Origin of the sequence: Cytobacillus sp. NJ13 (assembly GCA_030348385.1) — a bacterium.
Taxonomy (GTDB): domain Bacteria; phylum Bacillota; class Bacilli; order Bacillales; family Cytobacillaceae; genus Cytobacillus.
Window position 1 is genome coordinate 2,136,602 of the sequence record JAUCFP010000006.1, and the last position, 16,190, is coordinate 2,152,791.

Annotated in this window: 17 protein-coding genes; 8 read left to right on the forward strand and 9 right to left on the reverse strand. The window is 40.1% G+C overall.

The features are described 5' to 3' along the window. Positions 1-63 precede the first annotated feature (63 nt). The 3 genes from QUF73_10370 (at position 64) to QUF73_10380 (ending at position 1,351) form a co-directional block, all read left to right on the forward strand. Entirely contained in the window at positions 64-882 is an 819-nt protein-coding gene (locus QUF73_10370; protein MDM5226623.1) for a Cof-type HAD-IIB family hydrolase, read from the forward strand. Between the two features lie 128 nt (positions 883-1,010). After that, the gene (locus QUF73_10375) at positions 1,011-1,163 is read left to right on the forward strand and encodes a hypothetical protein (protein MDM5226624.1); all 153 of its coding nucleotides are present in this window, start codon (positions 1,011-1,013) and stop codon (positions 1,161-1,163) included. Between the two features lie 2 nt (positions 1,164-1,165). Beyond that, a complete protein-coding gene (locus QUF73_10380) occupies positions 1,166-1,351 on the forward strand; it encodes a DUF3813 domain-containing protein (GenBank protein MDM5226625.1) in 186 nt (61 codons plus the stop codon). Between the two features lie 38 nt (positions 1,352-1,389). Here QUF73_10380 and QUF73_10385 read toward each other — a convergent pair whose 3' ends face one another. Further along, positions 1,390-2,145, reverse strand: coding sequence for a BsuPI-related putative proteinase inhibitor (locus QUF73_10385; protein MDM5226626.1), 756 nt, complete (start codon positions 2,143-2,145; stop codon positions 1,390-1,392). A 19-nt stretch (positions 2,146-2,164) separates the two neighbouring features. Further along, positions 2,165-2,995 (reverse strand): YitT family protein, encoded by an 831-nt coding sequence (locus tag QUF73_10390; protein ID MDM5226627.1) that lies wholly within the window; start codon positions 2,993-2,995, stop codon positions 2,165-2,167. Between the two features lie 271 nt (positions 2,996-3,266). On the opposite strand from QUF73_10390, the gene QUF73_10395 reads away from it, so the two are divergent. Further along, positions 3,267-4,121, forward strand: coding sequence for a DegV family protein (locus QUF73_10395; GenBank protein ID MDM5226628.1), 855 nt, complete (start codon positions 3,267-3,269; stop codon positions 4,119-4,121). Positions 4,122-4,229: 108 nt separating this feature from the next. Next, complete coding sequence (locus QUF73_10400) at positions 4,230-4,361, forward strand: DUF3941 domain-containing protein (GenBank protein ID MDM5226629.1); 132 nt, start codon at positions 4,230-4,232, stop codon at positions 4,359-4,361. Positions 4,362-4,415: 54 nt separating this feature from the next. Here the strand turns inward: QUF73_10400 and QUF73_10405 are convergent, their stop codons facing one another. Continuing rightward, complete coding sequence (locus QUF73_10405; protein MDM5226630.1) at positions 4,416-5,279, reverse strand: S1-like domain-containing RNA-binding protein; 864 nt, start codon at positions 5,277-5,279, stop codon at positions 4,416-4,418. A gap of 158 nt (positions 5,280-5,437) precedes the next feature. Between QUF73_10405 and QUF73_10410 the strand changes: the two genes are divergently transcribed. Beyond that, on the forward strand, positions 5,438-5,929 hold the full coding sequence (locus QUF73_10410) for a YajQ family cyclic di-GMP-binding protein (protein ID MDM5226631.1): 492 nt from the start codon (positions 5,438-5,440) through the stop codon (positions 5,927-5,929). 60 nt (positions 5,930-5,989) lie between these two features. Here the strand turns inward: QUF73_10410 and QUF73_10415 are convergent, their stop codons facing one another. Then, positions 5,990-6,493, reverse strand: a complete 504-nt coding sequence (locus QUF73_10415) for a GNAT family protein (GenBank protein ID MDM5226632.1) — start codon at positions 6,491-6,493, stop codon at positions 5,990-5,992. 119 nt (positions 6,494-6,612) lie between these two features. Here QUF73_10415 and QUF73_10420 point away from each other — a divergent pair, with 119 nt between their 5' ends. Further along, positions 6,613-7,482 carry an SDR family oxidoreductase gene (locus tag QUF73_10420; GenBank protein ID MDM5226633.1) on the forward strand — a complete coding sequence of 290 codons (870 nt, stop codon included), beginning with the start codon at positions 6,613-6,615 and terminating at the stop codon, positions 7,480-7,482. Between the two features lie 185 nt (positions 7,483-7,667). On the opposite strand, the gene QUF73_10425 is transcribed toward QUF73_10420, so the two are convergent. The 5 genes from QUF73_10425 to QUF73_10445 all read right to left on the reverse strand — a co-directional run bounded on the left by QUF73_10425 (position 7,668) and on the right by QUF73_10445 (position 14,085). Then, positions 7,668-8,714, reverse strand: coding sequence for a LacI family DNA-binding transcriptional regulator (locus tag QUF73_10425; protein ID MDM5226634.1), 1,047 nt, complete (start codon positions 8,712-8,714; stop codon positions 7,668-7,670). 120 nt (positions 8,715-8,834) lie between these two features. Next, positions 8,835-10,373 (reverse strand): alpha-amylase family glycosyl hydrolase, encoded by a 1,539-nt coding sequence (locus QUF73_10430; GenBank protein MDM5226635.1) that lies wholly within the window; start codon positions 10,371-10,373, stop codon positions 8,835-8,837. Between the two features lie 89 nt (positions 10,374-10,462). Further along, positions 10,463-11,305, reverse strand: coding sequence for a sugar ABC transporter permease (locus QUF73_10435; protein MDM5226636.1), 843 nt, complete (start codon positions 11,303-11,305; stop codon positions 10,463-10,465). Between the two features lie 2 nt (positions 11,306-11,307). Continuing rightward, entirely contained in the window at positions 11,308-12,591 is a 1,284-nt protein-coding gene (locus tag QUF73_10440; GenBank protein ID MDM5226637.1) for a sugar ABC transporter permease, read from the reverse strand. 201 nt (positions 12,592-12,792) lie between these two features. Beyond that, positions 12,793-14,085 (reverse strand): extracellular solute-binding protein, encoded by a 1,293-nt coding sequence (locus QUF73_10445; GenBank protein ID MDM5226638.1) that lies wholly within the window; start codon positions 14,083-14,085, stop codon positions 12,793-12,795. A gap of 316 nt (positions 14,086-14,401) precedes the next feature. On the opposite strand from QUF73_10445, the gene QUF73_10450 reads away from it, so the two are divergent. After that, complete coding sequence (locus QUF73_10450; protein ID MDM5226639.1) at positions 14,402-16,171, forward strand: alpha-glycosidase; 1,770 nt, start codon at positions 14,402-14,404, stop codon at positions 16,169-16,171. The last annotated feature ends 19 nt before the right edge of the window (positions 16,172-16,190 follow it).

Consider the following 16,190-nt stretch of genomic DNA (forward strand, 5'->3'; position numbering starts at 1 on the left):
TGCAGTCCGCTAACTGCAGTTTTATTCTTATTAAAAAGTGCTGAGCGCTTAAAAGGAGATCTTATGGCAGAAAAACATTTAATTGCACTGGACCTTGATGGCACATTATTAAAAGATGACAAAACCATCTCAGCTAAAACTAAAATGATTATTCAAAAGGCACGGGAACAAGGACACGAAGTGATGATTGCCACCGGAAGGCCATTTCGCTCCAGCGAAATTTACTATCGTGAACTGGGATTGACTACGCCTATTGTCAATTTCAATGGCGCTTACATACATCATCCTAAAGATCATAATTGGGGAGTTTACCACACACCACTGCAAATGAACGTAGCAAAAGAAATTGTCGAAGCCGTTAATAGCTATACAGTTCATAATATTGTAGCAGAAGTTATAGATGATGTTTACTTGCATTACCATGATGAAAAGCTTCTGGATATCTTCGGTTTTGGTGATCCAAAAATTACGACTGGAGATTTGCGCAATTATCTCAATGATAATCCGACAAGCATGCTGATCCATACAGATGAGGAGCATGTAAAGACCATCAGAAATCATCTTTCTGAAGTTCATGCCGAAGTGATTGACCACCGTCGCTGGGCGGCTCCATGGCATGTCATAGAAATCGTCAAAACAGGGCTGAATAAAGCCGTTGGCCTTCAAAAAGCAGCTGATTACTTCCAAATACCGCCTGAGCGGATCATAGCTTTCGGTGATGAAGACAATGATCTTGAAATGCTTGAATTTGCAGGCTACGGGATTGCCATGGGCAATGCTATTGACCAGGTGAAAAATATTGCCAATGAAGTCACTTTAACCAACGAGGAAGATGGAATCGGAATCTATCTAAATGAATTATTAAACCTTAAATCACTATAAGCAAATGAACAAAAAGAATTAAATAGTAATCAGTCCATTAAATCCCCTTTTTAAATCATTCCTTTAGAGCATACTAAAGGATGGAGCAGCACAATGCTGCTTCAAACTCTTTCATGGAGGGGATTCGAATGGGTAAACGTAATAAATCAAAACGCTTCGTTCAACAGGGTGTTGATACTGTTAGCAAGCATGATGAACGTATCCCGTACCACATGACCTATGCAGAGGCGGAAGCCCAAAAATTAGCTAATGTGAAAGAATCATCCCTCGGAGGAATATAACGATGGGAAACAGGTTATTTCAGGAAGCCAGAAAATATGTGGAAATAGCTAAAAATTCTGCAGGCGAAGAAACTGTCTCCCGCGCGAAAAATGCTTTAAGTTCCGCGTTTGCCAACTCTACTGCGGCTGAACAGGCACAGCTGCGGGAGATGCAGCAGGAGCTTGAACAATATTCGCAGAATCGCTAAAAAGAAGCTGGCAGCCCCGATGGCTGCCAGCTTCTTTTTTACCTCCTTTCCAGGATAACAGGAAAGGAATTAATAATTTGTCCGTCTTCATGGCTTTTTTCATATAAATGCAAAATCACTGATCCGTTTTCAGGCAGTTTATCAGCAGGAATGTTTATATTTATCTTAAAGCTCTCCCAGTCATTTGAAAGTGCTGATACGTCCTTTTCAGCCTGCAGTTCATTATGGCCATCATCAACTGTATACCATATCTTTCCGCTTTTTGGACGCCCTTCTATTGATACTGTATATTCGCCGTTCGCTCCAGTAACCTTAGCATGGCGGAAGGAAGAATTTTGTCCTGGGATATATACAGATGCTTCTGATTCGACTATTGTCTCCAATTCTTTGCCATTTAAGTTTGATGCCAGAAGCTTAGCTTTTACAATGTACTCCCCTTCCTGAACTCTTTCGCCTTTGTGCCTATAATCCCACTGCTCTTTCCACACCTTGCTTTCATCGGGTTTGATGGGAATGGTCTGTATAGCTTGTAAAAATGCTTTTCCTTCTGAAGATGAGTATACCTGTTGGCCTTTTTGATTGAATATATCCACTTGGTAAAATTGGGAAGTTCTAAACTCAAAGTTCAATGGGTAACTGGCAGTATTCCTCAAAAGCAATTCTATCTCCATATTTTCCAGTCCTGCTTGAGGTATTACTTTAAAATCAAATGGCATTTCCTCTTTAGAAGCTTCAAAACTTTGCAAAGGCATAGTGAAGATAATCATAGCTGCAACCGCCAAAAGCCGAAGCATCCATCATCCCTCCTTTCATTTAATCCCTGCGAAAGAAACCATATACACCAGCTGTTTGGACAATATTTGTAAAGGCATTCGGATCCACTTCTTTTATAATTCTTTCAAGGTCGAATAACTCATAGCGTGTGATGACAATCATCATCATTTCCTTGTTTTCATTTGTAAAAGCCCCCTTTGCAGGAATGGTTGTAATCCCCCTGACAAGATGGTCATGGATGGCTTTTTTCATTTCTTCCGATTTTTTTGTTATAATCAGTGCTGTCAGTTTCTCATGTCTTGTATGAATAGCATCTATGACCCTGGTTGAGGCATAAAGGGTAACAAGTGTGTATAAGGCTTTTTCCCATCCATATAAAAAACCGGCAGTTATTATAATAATGGCGTTAAGTGTGAAAAAATATGTACCGACAGGCTTGTCTTTCATTCGGGACAATACCATCGCAATGATATCCATTCCTCCTGTGGAAGCCCCCCATTTAAGTGTTATCCCTACACCTACAGCGGCAATGACACCTCCAAAAACTGCATTTAGCAAAATATCTTTTGATACATGAATTACCGGTATAATTTCCAGGAAAAAAGACATTAAGAATACGCTTAGAAAACTATAAATGGTAAACGACCTTCCAACCTTTTTCCAGGCTAAAATGGTGACAGGAATATTTAGAATGAAAAGCAGGATCCCTGTTGATCCAAAATCCCCCAGAATGCTTGATAAGAGCTGCGCCACCCCTGTAAAACCGCTCGCATATACATTGGCAGGTATCAGAAAAAAATTCATCGCAATCGCGTTCAGTATCGCGCCAATCAAAACAATAAATACTTTCTTAGTTTCTAACCAAACCATTTTTTACCCCCTGAATTTTCTTATTATTTTCTTTACCCAGTAAAGTGAAACTTCAATCAGTGGGGGTTCCCCGCTGATTGTTAGTTGAACCAATCGGGCCTTTACGGGCAGTTTGACTCCCGGTTATCCCCCTTCTATTCCTCTGATTCTGAAAGTGAGAGTCTTACTGCCCGTTAGACTGCGATAAGTGTCATTTTCAACACAATTCATTGTTTTTTCTACTTGATTTCTATAAACTTAATTCATATAGTTTGAAAGCAGGTGAAAGAAAATGTCAGTAAAAATTCTAGCTGACAGTGCGTGTGATCTGCCGCTAAGCTTCTATGAAGAAAATGGCGTCACACTTTTTCCATTAAAGGTTCAACTGAATGATACAGAATATGAAGATTTAGTCACCATAGAACCTAAGGATGTTTATGATGCAATACGAGAAGGCCAGGTGCCTAAAACATCTCAGGTATCCCCTCTCCTTTTTGAGGAAACGTTCATGAAAATGGCAGAACAAAATGAAGACGGCATTTATATTTCTTTTTCCTCCGGACTTTCAGGTACATACCAGACTGCTGTAATGATTTTGGAGCAGGTAAAAGAGAAATACCCTGATTTCAAATTATCCATTTTCGATTCCAAGGCTGCTTCATTGGGATATGGATTAATTGTGAAGGCTGCTGCTGCTAAAGCTCAATCAGGCTCATCCAAGGACGACATCCAGAAAGATATCGAATTTCGCTGCCAGCATCTCGAGAGTTTATTCACTGTAAATGATCTCGAATATCTGGCAAAAGGCGGCCGTGTTTCTAAAGCTTCCGCATTTCTAGGCGGGCTTTTGAACATTAAACCTCTTTTAACAGTAGAAGATGGCAAACTTGTACCGATTGAGAAACTGCGCGGCAAGAAAAAGCTTCTTCGCCGTGTTATTGAACTGATGAAAGAAAATGGGACTGCGTTTGAGAATCAGATTGTCGGCATCAGCCATGCTGATGATGAAGACACAGCTCTTGAAATGCAAAAATTAATCCTGGAAGAGCTTAAAGCCAAAGAAGTCTATATTACATCCATAGGCTCTGCAATCGGGTCCCATACCGGTCCAGGAACAATTGCAATTTTCTACCAAAGGCAAAAATAAACCTTAAGTGAAGAATACATACTCCATTTCATTCTGACAGACAATATGATTGTACTTCAGTTAAATTCTGAAGGATAAACCTATCAGTATGAAAGGAGTATTTTTATTATGCCGCATACTTCCGATAATGATAAAAAAGCAAAAGACAATAATGCACTTCTTCACGAAAAAAATATGATGCGGGAGAAAAACCGCAAAGCCGGGAAAAACCAGTATTCCAAAAAGACAGACCATTTATAATAATAAAACGGGCAAGCAATAGCTTGTCCGTTTTTAGATTGTTATTGGAGTGAATTAGTCTTTCTTTATATATGTCCATCCTTCTTCCTGATAAACCTTGCCTTCCTTCATAAGCCTGCCCAAAGCCCTTTTGAAAGAAGCTTTGCTTAACTGAAAACGCTCCTGTATATCTTCTGGCGCGCTTTTATCACCAAATGGCATCGCCCCATTGCGGCTTTCAAGATAAGATAGGATTTTTTCGGAATCATCGTCCAGTGCCTCATGTTTTCTTGGGATAAGAGAAACATTCACTGTTCCGTCTTCTTTCACATCAACAATTCGCCCTTCAATTTTTTCGCCAAGACGTGGCTCCCTTTTGCGCTGGGATTCATGGATAAAGCCTTTAAAGCCCTCAGCTGTATAAATCCAGCTCCCAACCTTTGCAGTTCTATATATATGTCCGTGGATATTCTTATTAAAATCGCTTTTAGCTGCTTTTAGTGATATTTCTGTAATCACAGGATCAGTAGCCATTTTTACATAAATTCTGTTATTCTTATTCACACGGAGCGTAATGTATAATCTATCTCCTTCAATCGGCCAGACGGCTTCATGTACAGGCAGATCCTCCTCCCCGAGGAGCATGTCCTTCTGAATGCCAATGTTGATGAAAACACCGATGCCGGGCTTTACATCACTTACATGCGCCCATCCATATGTACCAACCTGAATCTCCGGAATCACTGTCGTTGCTGCGATTCTTCCCTGTGAGTCCACATAAAGGAAAGCCTCGACTTCCTGCCCTTCTTCCAGCTTTTCATCCGTCTCGTTCTGATGAAGAAGAACATCTTCCTCTCCATCCGTCAAAAAATAGCCAAATGCTGCTTCCCTTGAAACAATCAGCTTAGCAGCACGGCCTAAATTCTCTTCTAAAGCCATCCCTTTTCCTCCTTCTTAGTTTCCAGTAAACAAATATTCATTATATTAAATCTTTCCCAATTAAGATCACATAACTCCTAAAGTTGTTTGAACTGCTATATTTTACTATAATAAGGACAAGAAGTGAAACTTAAAATGTTATCTCCAAGGAGGCTGTCATGTCTAAAGAAAGCTCATTTGATATTGTATCCAAAGTTGACTTTTCTGAAGTAACCAATGCCATTAATATTGCCATGAAGGAAATCTCCACCCGCTATGACTTTAAAGGCAGCAAAAGTGATATAAAGCTGGATAAAGAAGAGCTCGTGCTTCTATCTGATGACGAATTTAAACTGGAACAGCTTAAAGATGTTTTATTTGGTAAATTGATAAAAAGGGGCATTCCTGTAAAAAATCTTGATTACAGCAAAATTGAAGGGGCATCAGGCGGAACAGTACGCCAAAGAGCAAAGCTTGTTCAGGGAATTGATAAAGAAAATGCCAAGAAGATTAATACCCTTATTAAAAACAGCGGCTTAAAGGTGAAGAGCCAGGTTCAGGATGATCAGGTCCGTGTAACCGGCAAAAACCGCGATGACCTGCAGAATATTATTGCAGCTGTTAAAGAGGCAGATTTGACTGTCGATGTTCAATTCGTAAATTTTCGGTAGTTTTAAGCAAACGGAGAAAATCCGTTTGCTTTTTTTTATTCAGGAATTTTGCAGAAGATATTATTTTACAAATTTATACATCATTAATTCATCTGCATAAGAACCATCATTTCTTTTAATATGTTTAATTTTGCGTCCTTCTTCCTGAAATCCAAATCGCTTGTACAGATGAATCGCTCTTTGATTATACGCAAAGACTTCAAGGCATACTTTTTCCAGACCCGGCTCGCCTTGCGCCCACTTCAGAAATTGCTCCATCATTTTGCTTCCCAGTCCCTGGTTACAATGCTTTTCCTGTATTGTAATCCCGAAATAACCCAGATGGTTCACCTTTTTACTTTTTGAACGCCGAAAGTTCAGCATTCCAATTACTTCACTGTGAACTTCCGCTAATAAAATAAGATTCCCTGTTCGAATGCTCTGCTCAATCCAAGCTTCCTCTTCTTCAATTGTTAAATTAAATTCATCCGCCCCTGTCATTAAAAAATCAGTTTCTCCAAAAGCCTGCCGGCAATGCGCTAAAATGGCTTCTGCATCACTTTTGTCAGCTGTGCGAATCTGCAATTCATGTTCCCCCACTCTTTTTTAAATCTATTATATGGACCAATTCAAATAATTTCCATGTTTTTTCACCATAATAAAATGGAATTAAAGGAGTATTAATGATTTGGAGGGATTTCATAATGTCTAATACTCAAAACAATCCGAAGGAATTTCCGCCTCAGCATCAGGATCATCAGCCCGGCACAGAAGCACCAATGCAGCCTGAGCCCCAATCTGTTGATCCTAATTATAAAGGCTCTGATAAATTAAAAGGAAAAGTTGTTTTAATAACAGGCGGAGACAGCGGCATCGGAAAATCAGCCGCCATTTATTTTGCCAAAGAAGGAGCCAGCGTGGCAATTGTCTATTTGGAAGAACATGAAGACGCAGAAAAGACTAAAGAGGCCATTCAGGCTGAGGGACAGGACTGTCTGCTGATCTCCGGTGATATCGGAAGCGAAACATTCTGTAAGGATGCAGTCAAGAAAACACTTGATAAATTTGGTCAAATCGATGTACTTGTTAATAATGCAGCCGAGCAGCATCCTCAAAAAAGCCTGCTTGATATCACTGCTGAACAGCTTGAAAAAACATTCAGAACAAACATCTTTTCATTCTTCCATTTGACAAAAGCAGTACTTCCTCACCTTAAAAAAGGAAGCTCAATTATTAATACTGCTTCCATAACAGCTTACGAAGGCAACGAGCAGCTAATCGACTATTCTTCAACAAAAGGTGCGATTGTCTCCTTTACACGCTCATTGGCCAAATCGCTGGCTGGACAGGGAATCCGGGTAAATGGAGTTGCTCCTGGACCTATTTGGACACCGCTTATTCCGTCTACATTCACCGCGGATAAGGTATCGAAATTTGGATCAAATACTCCAATAGGCAGAGCAGGACAGCCTTATGAATTAGCTCCGGCCTATGTCTATCTTGCCAGTGATGATTCATCTTATGTGAGCGGCCAGATGATCCATGTCAATGGCGGCACAATTGTAAATGGGTAAAGTGAAACTTCAATCAGAGGGGGTTAATTTAACCCCCTCTGATTGTTAGTTGAACCAATCGGGCCTATACGGGCAGTTTGACTCCCAATTATCTCCTATGATTCCTCTGAGTCTTTCAACGGGGAGTCTTACTGACCGTTAGACTGCGGTAAACGAAAGGGAAGCCTGCCAAAGGCTTCCCTTTTTTATGATACAATCTGTGGTTCTTCAGTATTCGGACTGCTGCATGAGCAGCGTTTTACAATTTTATGGGGAATAATAATTCGCTTTACAGGCTCCCTCGGGTTTTCAATTCTGTATATGAGGCTTCGTGCAGATTCAAACCCCAGATCGAATATATTGATATCGACAGAAGTTAGGGGAGGCCTGGACATTTCTGCCAAAAGCACATTATTAAAGCTGATGATAGACATATCTTCAGGAACTCTTATACCCAATTCATCCAACGTATTCAGGACACCCAATGCCATTAAGTCGTCGGCAACCACAAGGGCAGTTGGAGGCTTTTTCAGGGAAATGAGTCCTCTGACAGCTTCCTGGCCTCCTTCTTTTAAGAATTCCTCATGAACAATATAATCATTTACCAGCTCAATGCCAGCATCCCTTAATGCTTTTTCATAGCCAAGCAGCCGTTCAACTGTAACAGTTAGATTTAAGTTTCCGCCGACAAACGCAATTTGCTTATGGCCAAGATTAATCAAGTACTCCGTTACTTCTTTGGCTGCACGGAAATTATTATTATCCACGTAAGTGATCTCTTCTTCGTCTGAAAAAGGCTTGCCTATAACAACAAACGGGAAATCTCTTTCCTTTAAAAAGGCCAGAACTTTATCCTCCACTTTTGAATATAGCAAAATCACTCCATCTACCCGGCCGCCCTGTACCATCTGGACAACACCTTCATAAATCTCATCATCCGTTTTCCCGGTTGTCATATGGAGGGCATAATGCCTTTCATGAGCACCCTCGCTCAGACCCCTAAGGACAGTTGGAAAGAAGGGGTTCTGAAATACAACATCCGTAGAACTGGGCATTATCAGTCCAATTGCGCGGGTTGACTGGCTTGCGAGACTTCGGGCAATAAAATTCGGATGGTATCCTAATTGTTCCATTGCCTCCCTGACTTTTTGCTTGGTTTTCTCGCTGATGCGAGGATTGTTGGCAATTACCCTTGAAACAGTAGAAGGCGCAACTTTTGCCATCTTTGCTACATCTTTAATTGTGACTGCCAATTGAATCACCCTCTCCGTGAGGTCTCTGTTATTAATATTATAATCAAAACAGGTTTGATTTTCTTTCCTTTTTTAAACAGTTAACAGGCATAGGAAGAAGGGGGGGCTCTAAAGCCAAAATTACTCGGATTTCTTCTTTTTTGACCGCTTCCATAAAAGATAGATAAAAATCATAAAGGCTGAATAAACTGCTGCGAGTGCTGCAATCAGCGGAATATTCAATCCTGATTTTTCTGCCAGAACATATACCTCAGACTCTTCCCGGTCAATGATTAACTCATATTTACCGTCTTTACTTCTGATGAGATCATCAGCAATCATGCCGCGAAGCTCTTTTCCTTCTTCTAATTGAGAGGAATCAAGTACCGCTTTCTGTGACTTTGTTGAATTATTGATCGCAATCACCGTTGTTTCATCTTTGTAAGCCCGTTTATAAACGGCAAAACCGTCCTTTTCTTCCAGCAGTTCCATGTCGCCCCTTGTTAAAGATGGCAGCAATTGCCTAACTTCTCCAAGTTTTGCGATATAATCTATCAGTTCTTTATCTGTACGGAAATCCATTTGCCTGCGGTTGTCTGGATCCTCACCGCCATCCATAGCTATTTCACTTCCATAATAGACAATTGGAATCCCAGGTGAGGTATACATGTATGTTAATGCAAGTTTCCATCTTGGACCCGGATGATGATTTTTTGTAATGGCATCCCGGGTGAACCTGACAGTATCATGATTATCCATGAAGCTTCCCATAAGATAGGGATTTTCATAAAATGCTTTATTTCGGTCCCAGTTTGTAAAAAGCCAGCTTAACGGTTTGTCAGGTTCTGCAAAGGCAGTTCTTAAATGATCATTTAATGGATAATCAACAAATCCGTCTATCCCGGTTTTTTCATATTCGGCAATATATTTGGGATCATCCGACCATACTTCTCCAAGCAAATAAAAGTCTTCTTTAACTGACTTTACATTTTTGGCGAAATCGGTCCAGAATGATTTTGGAACATGTTTTACGGTATCAAGACGATATCCGTCAATATCCGTTTCTTCGATCCACCACTTTGCTGCATCAATTAAATAGTTTTGTACATCAGGATTCTCCTGCTTTAAATCAGGGAGCCCATAAATCCAGCCATTCTCAATCTCAGTTTGATTAGTCCAATTCACGATATCTTTTTTTTCATGGAACCAATCCTTTTTCCCGGGATCATTAACCCATTCGTGATTGGAGCCCACATGATTTACTACGAAGTCCAAAATCACTTTCATATCTCTTTTGTGAGCTTCCTGGACTAACTGCTTGAATTCATCTATTGTGCCAAAGTGTTCTTCCGTGTTATAAAAATCTTTAATCCAGTAACCGTGATAGCCCTTCTCTTCATTATCAAAAACGGGAGTCAGCCAAATTGCGGTAAACCCCATATCTTTAATATAATCCAGGCGTTCTGTAATCCCCTTAAAATCTCCGCCATGATAAGCTTTTGGGTCCTTAACATCGACTTTAAAGTCATTGTTTGGATCTCCATTGCTAAATCGGTCAATCATTAAGAAATAAAATGTTTCATCTTGCCATTTACGCTCTTCTTTTTCAGCTGCTCCTGCCGGCAGGGCATAAAAAAGAAGAAACGGGATTAAGATGAAGGTTATGATTCCTTTTTTCATCGCCGCTCCTCCTTCATTTTTCTGGCCGCTGAGAGACTGCAATCAAGTTTGCAGACTGCAGCGGCCAGTAAAGTTTCAGCCCTTTAAGATTAGCCTTTTGTTCCCCCTGCCGTCAAACCAGATACAAAGTATTTTTGGAACATAAGGAACAGTGCAGCAATCGGAATCGCAATTAAAACAGAGCCAGCTGCAAACTTTGTAAATTCATTTCCAAATTGCTTCGCAACCATTTCATACAATCCTACAGCCATTGTGAACTTTTCATCTGTTCTTAATAAAATTCTGGCAAGGATGAAATCCCCAAAAGGAGCAATGAAAGAAAATAGGGCAACTACCGCAACAATTGGTTTTGCGAGCGGCATAACAATTTGCCAGAAGACACGCAGATGGCTCGCACCATCCATTTTCGCAGATTCATCAAGTTCTTTCGGAATCGTATCGAGATAGCCCTTCATCAGCCAAGTATTCATTGGAATCTGCCCGCCGACATACACAAGGATCAATCCAAGATGAGTATCAATTAAACCAGTTCTTGTCGCTAATACAAAAATGGCAATCAGTGCTGCAAAGTTAGGTATCATTTGCAGTATCAGGAAAGTTAATAATCCATTTTTCCTTCCGATAAAGCGGTAACGGGAAAATGAGTACGCAGTGAAGGATACTGTAATAACCGTTAAAATCATGGTCAGTGAACTTATTTTCAAAGAATTCCAGTACCATTTAACATAATTAGACTTATCTGAATCAAAAAGATATTTGTAATGATCTAATGTCGGATTTTCAGGAAACATTGTGGATCCCGACAAACTTTGGCCTGGATTTAAGGAAGAACCCACTACCCACAAAAGCGGATAAATCACAATAAAGCTCATTAAGGCAATGATTACATATGAAAAAGTCAGCCGGATTATTTTATTTTTCTTCATGCTCATAGCTACATCAAATCCTCTTCTTGGAATGATTTTGTTCTTCTAAACTGCCATAGAGCTACCGTGATGACAATGAGTGACAGGATCATGGTAACCGCAGCTGCTTTGCCGTATTGGGCAGAAGTCATTGTCAGTTTATAAATCCAGGATATAAGAATATCCGAACCGCCGGCATTTTGGCCCGGAATGGCCGGTCCCCCGCCATTGAACAAGAAGATAACATTAAAGTTGTTGAAGTTGAATGTATACTGAGTAATGATTATGGGTGCTGTTGCAAAAAGAACCAGCGGCAGAGTGATCTTTGAAAATTTCTGCAGAATTGTTGCACCATCAACTGTTGCAGCTTCATAAAGCTCATCCGGAATGGACTGCAGCACACCTGTTGTCATGGCAAAAATGAACGGGAATCCAAGCCATGACTGAATAAAAATTAATGCTAAACGTGTCCAATTTTCCTCTGTCATCCATGGAACGGGACCGATGCCAATCGCATCCAGTATCGTTTTATTAATTACACCGAATGTCTCATTGAACATGCCTGAGAAAATCAGGATTGATATAAATGCAGGAACTGCCCAAGGGAGAATGAAGATTGTTCGGATAATCGCTTTCCCTTTAAGATCCTTCTGGTTAACGAGAATTGCCAGGAAAATACCCAGAGCTACCTGCAAAGTGGTAGCTACGAAAGTCCAGACTATTGTCCAGCCCATTACGCCAAAAAAGGTTTTTCTCCATAAATCCAGCTTGAAGATATCGATAAAATTCTGAATGCCAACCCAATCTACCAGTTTTGCAGGCGGAGAATGATATAGATCATAGTTTGTAAATGCAAGAAGAACTACGAATAAGATAGGAAAAATAACAACGAAAACTAAGAGAAAAAATCCAGGTGATATCATTAAGTATGGAAAACCATTGTCAAGGAGATTGTGGTACTGTTCTCTGACACTGTTTAATTTCAGACCCAAATCACGCTTTTTTCCATTATTATATGCATCATAAATATTAAAGGCATAAATGATTAGTCCCAATGCTGTTACAATCAGTGCGATAATTCCATCGATCAGGAGAAAAATCGAGTGGTCCAGAACTGGAATTTCCCCTAATGTAATAAGTCCCCAGAATCCCCAATTGAGTGTGTCATAGAATGCTGCAAAGAACGAAACCGTAAGAATTAAGAATATGGCACCTTTAACGAACTGTTTATTATAAAACTGTCCAAATCCAGGCAGGATGGATAATAGAGCAGCATTTCTTCCATGTTTGGATGTCATTTTTTTTGCGTCCATATGGCTGTGGCCTCCCCTTTCTTTATAGGAGAAAGTATTTTCTATTATTATAATTCATTTCCAAAATAATAGTGGGTGTCTTTTTGTGCAAACGGTTGCTTTAAAGAGGAACAGGAAAGCGGCTTCTGCCGCTTATATTTTCTTTCTATAAAAATGATGGGCAATACCTCCTGGAAGGTACCGCCCTTTTTCTGTCAAGAATTACTTGGCAGGGTGATTTGTTTCAATATTTGTTTTAATGGTTTTTACTGCATCATCAAGTGCTGCTTTTGGCTCCGCTTTTCCTGTCGCAATTGTTTGAAGTGCAGAGGCCATCGGTCCCCAAACTTCAGCCATTTCAGGAATGTTTGGCATTGGAACAGCATATTGAGATTGCTCAGCAACTGCTTTTGCAGCTTCATTGTCTGCAATTACAGGGTCTTCAATAAGAGATTTTACAGGAGGGATTTCCTGAGTTGTCTCAAAACGGATTTTTGAGTTTTCTTCATTTGTAATATGCTCAACAAATTTTGTTGCCCAATAAGGGTTTTTAGTGAATGCAGTTACATGCCAGCCTTTAACACCCATGAATGTTTTAACAGGCTCACCGTTTGGAAGCTTTGGCATTACAGAAACGCCAACATCAATTCCTGCATCCTTCATGCCTTGAAGTGCCCATGGACCATTCATAACAGAAGCAGCTTTTCCTTCATTGAATAGGCCATCCATTGCTGCTCCACCGCTTTCCCCAATGATTCCTTTAGGGAATAAGCCTTCACTGTACCATTTTTGAATGAACTCAGCACCTTCAACAGCGCCTTCGTTGTTTAAGCCTACATCTTCACGGTCTAATGCACCGTCATTTTCCTTAAAAACATATCCGCCCATGCCAGCAATAGGTCCGTGTGCGAAATAGAAGTTGTCGAATAGAGCCAGGAATCCGTACTGTCCGCCAGTCGTCAATTCTTTAGCTTGAGAATAAAGCTCATCCATAGTTTCAGGAGCTTTTTCCATTAATGCTTTATTATAGATGAAAACAGGTGTTTCAGTTGCTTTTGGAAGACCATATAGTTTTCCGTCAAACATTTGAGCAGTGATGGATGATTCTGTGAAAGTATCCAGAACGCTGTCTTCTACTTTGATTTCCTGAAGTAGACCTTCAGTTACGACCTGGCCAATTTGGTCATGTGGAAGTGTAACAACGTCAGGTGCATTTCCGGCAGGTCCATCAAGTCTTAATTGGTCACGGATCTTATCTGCCATGCCCAACTCTTTAAATTCAACTTTAATTCCATATTCTTTTTCAAAGGACTCAATGGCAGGCTTTAAAGCTACGCCTTTATCTGTGTCTTCCCAAACTACTAATTTTTCCGGTTTTGGCTCTTCAGCCTGGTTTTCGCCTGTGCCGTTATCTTTATCTGTGTTTTCCGGCTGTGCCTCACGCTGAGGACCGCAAGCTGCCAGCATTCCGATCACTAATACCAGCATCATAAAGAAAGATAGTGACTTTTTCATGATATTGCCCCCTTTAGATAGATCTGTTGAGTAATGTAAAAAGTACAACCGTTTGCACAAAAGTGTAAACACTTAAATCTATTTCTAAAAAAATGAGCGTTCACTTAACCTATTAACCAATGAAAACGCTAAATGAAAACGATTGCACAATTTCTAATTTTTATTATACAAGGTTTTTGGGCTTTTACAACTCCTTTTTTCTAAATATTTTTAAGCGAAAATAAATTTTAAAAGATTGATACTCATTTCTCTTCTATATTTTCTTTTCTTTCATATGGTATAATGCAAGCGATTGCACTTTGAAAGGGGAATTTCAATGGAAAAGGCAGCTATCATACATTACCCTGCTGATCATTATGTTTATCCTATCAGCAAGAAAACCTTACATATTAGACTGCAAACTAAGAAAGATGATGTTTCTGAAGTCACTTTAATACACGGTGACCAATATCTTTGGGCGGATGGAAAATGGCAGTATGAAAATACGAATATGAAGAAATCCGGCTCTGATGGCATTCATGATTATTGGCATGTCTATATTGACCCGCCATATAGAAGGTCCAGATACGGCTTTAAATTAAAATCTGCTGAAGAAGAATTAATTTTGACTGAAAAAGGTTTTTACAAGGAGGCTCCTGCTGATTCAGGTTATTATTTCAACTTTCCATATCTTCATCCTGAAGAAGTATTTAAAGCTCCTGCCTGGGTGAAGGATACGGTATGGTATCAGATTTTCCCGGAAAGATTTGCTAACGGGAATCACGGCAATGACCCCGAAGGAGTTCTTCCCTGGGGCAGTGAACATCCCTCTAAGGATAACTATTTTGGCGGTGATTTTGAAGGTGTCATTGAACATCTGGATTATCTTCATGACCTTGGCATTACCGGCATCTATTTCACACCTGTTTTTAAGGCATTTTCCAATCATAAATATGATACAATAGATTATCTGGAAATTGATCCCCAGTTCGGTTCAAAGGATACATTAAAAAGACTTGTTCAAGAATGCCATAAACGGGATATTAGAGTGATGCTCGATGCCGTATTTAACCATAGCGGATACTACTTTCCCCCTTTTCAGGATTTGCTTGAGAAGGGAGAAAAATCACAATATAAAGATTGGTTCCATCCGCATAGTTTCCCGCTAAAAGGCGGGGAGTACCCTAATTTTGAGACCTTCGCTTTTGTTGAACAGATGCCAAAGCTGAATACAAATAATCCCGAGGTAAAAAATTATTTGCTCAAAGTGGCCAGTTACTGGATTGAAGAGTTTGATATCGACGGCTGGCGGCTGGATGTGGCCAATGAAGTTGACCATCAGTTCTGGCGTGAATTCAGACAGACTGTTAAACGAATTAAGCCAGATCTCTATATTTTAGGGGAAATCTGGCACAATTCCATGCCCTGGCTGCGCGGAGACCAATTCGATGCTGTCATGAATTATCCTTTTACCACCAACTTGCTTAATTTAATTGCAAAAAAATCCATTACCGGAACTGAATTCGCCAATAATATGACCGCTGAAATCCACAGTTATCCGGCCAATGTCTATGAAGTTGCATTCAATCTGGTCGGAAGCCATGATACACCCAGAATTTTAACAGAATGTGAAGATGATAAAGACAGGGTAAAACTTATTTATACACTTTTATTTACCTTTATGGGTTCACCATGCCTGTATTACGGGGATGAAATCGGGCTCAGCGGTGAAATGGATCCAGGCTGCAGAAAATGCATGGAATGGGATGAGGAAAAACAGGATCGTGATTTGCATTCTCATATTCAAAGGCTTATTAAGCTGCGGAAAGAAGAAAAGTTGCTGGCAAATGATGGGCATTTTGAATTTATTCAAACAGATTCTAATATAGTTGCCTACCGCAAATACGATGATTATAAAACAATCATTGTGCTCGCCAATCCTGCGGATGAAAGTGCGGAAGTTACTTTGCCTTTTCCTCTGAAGGGTGTAAAGATTACGAATATGCTTTCAGACCAGGAATTTGCAGCAGAAGCGGAGAACCTTAAAGTTCAGCTTGATGGATGGGGATTTGAAATCCTGTCCTTCCCCGCCACCTTCAATAAATAGGAAACCTGATTGAAATAAG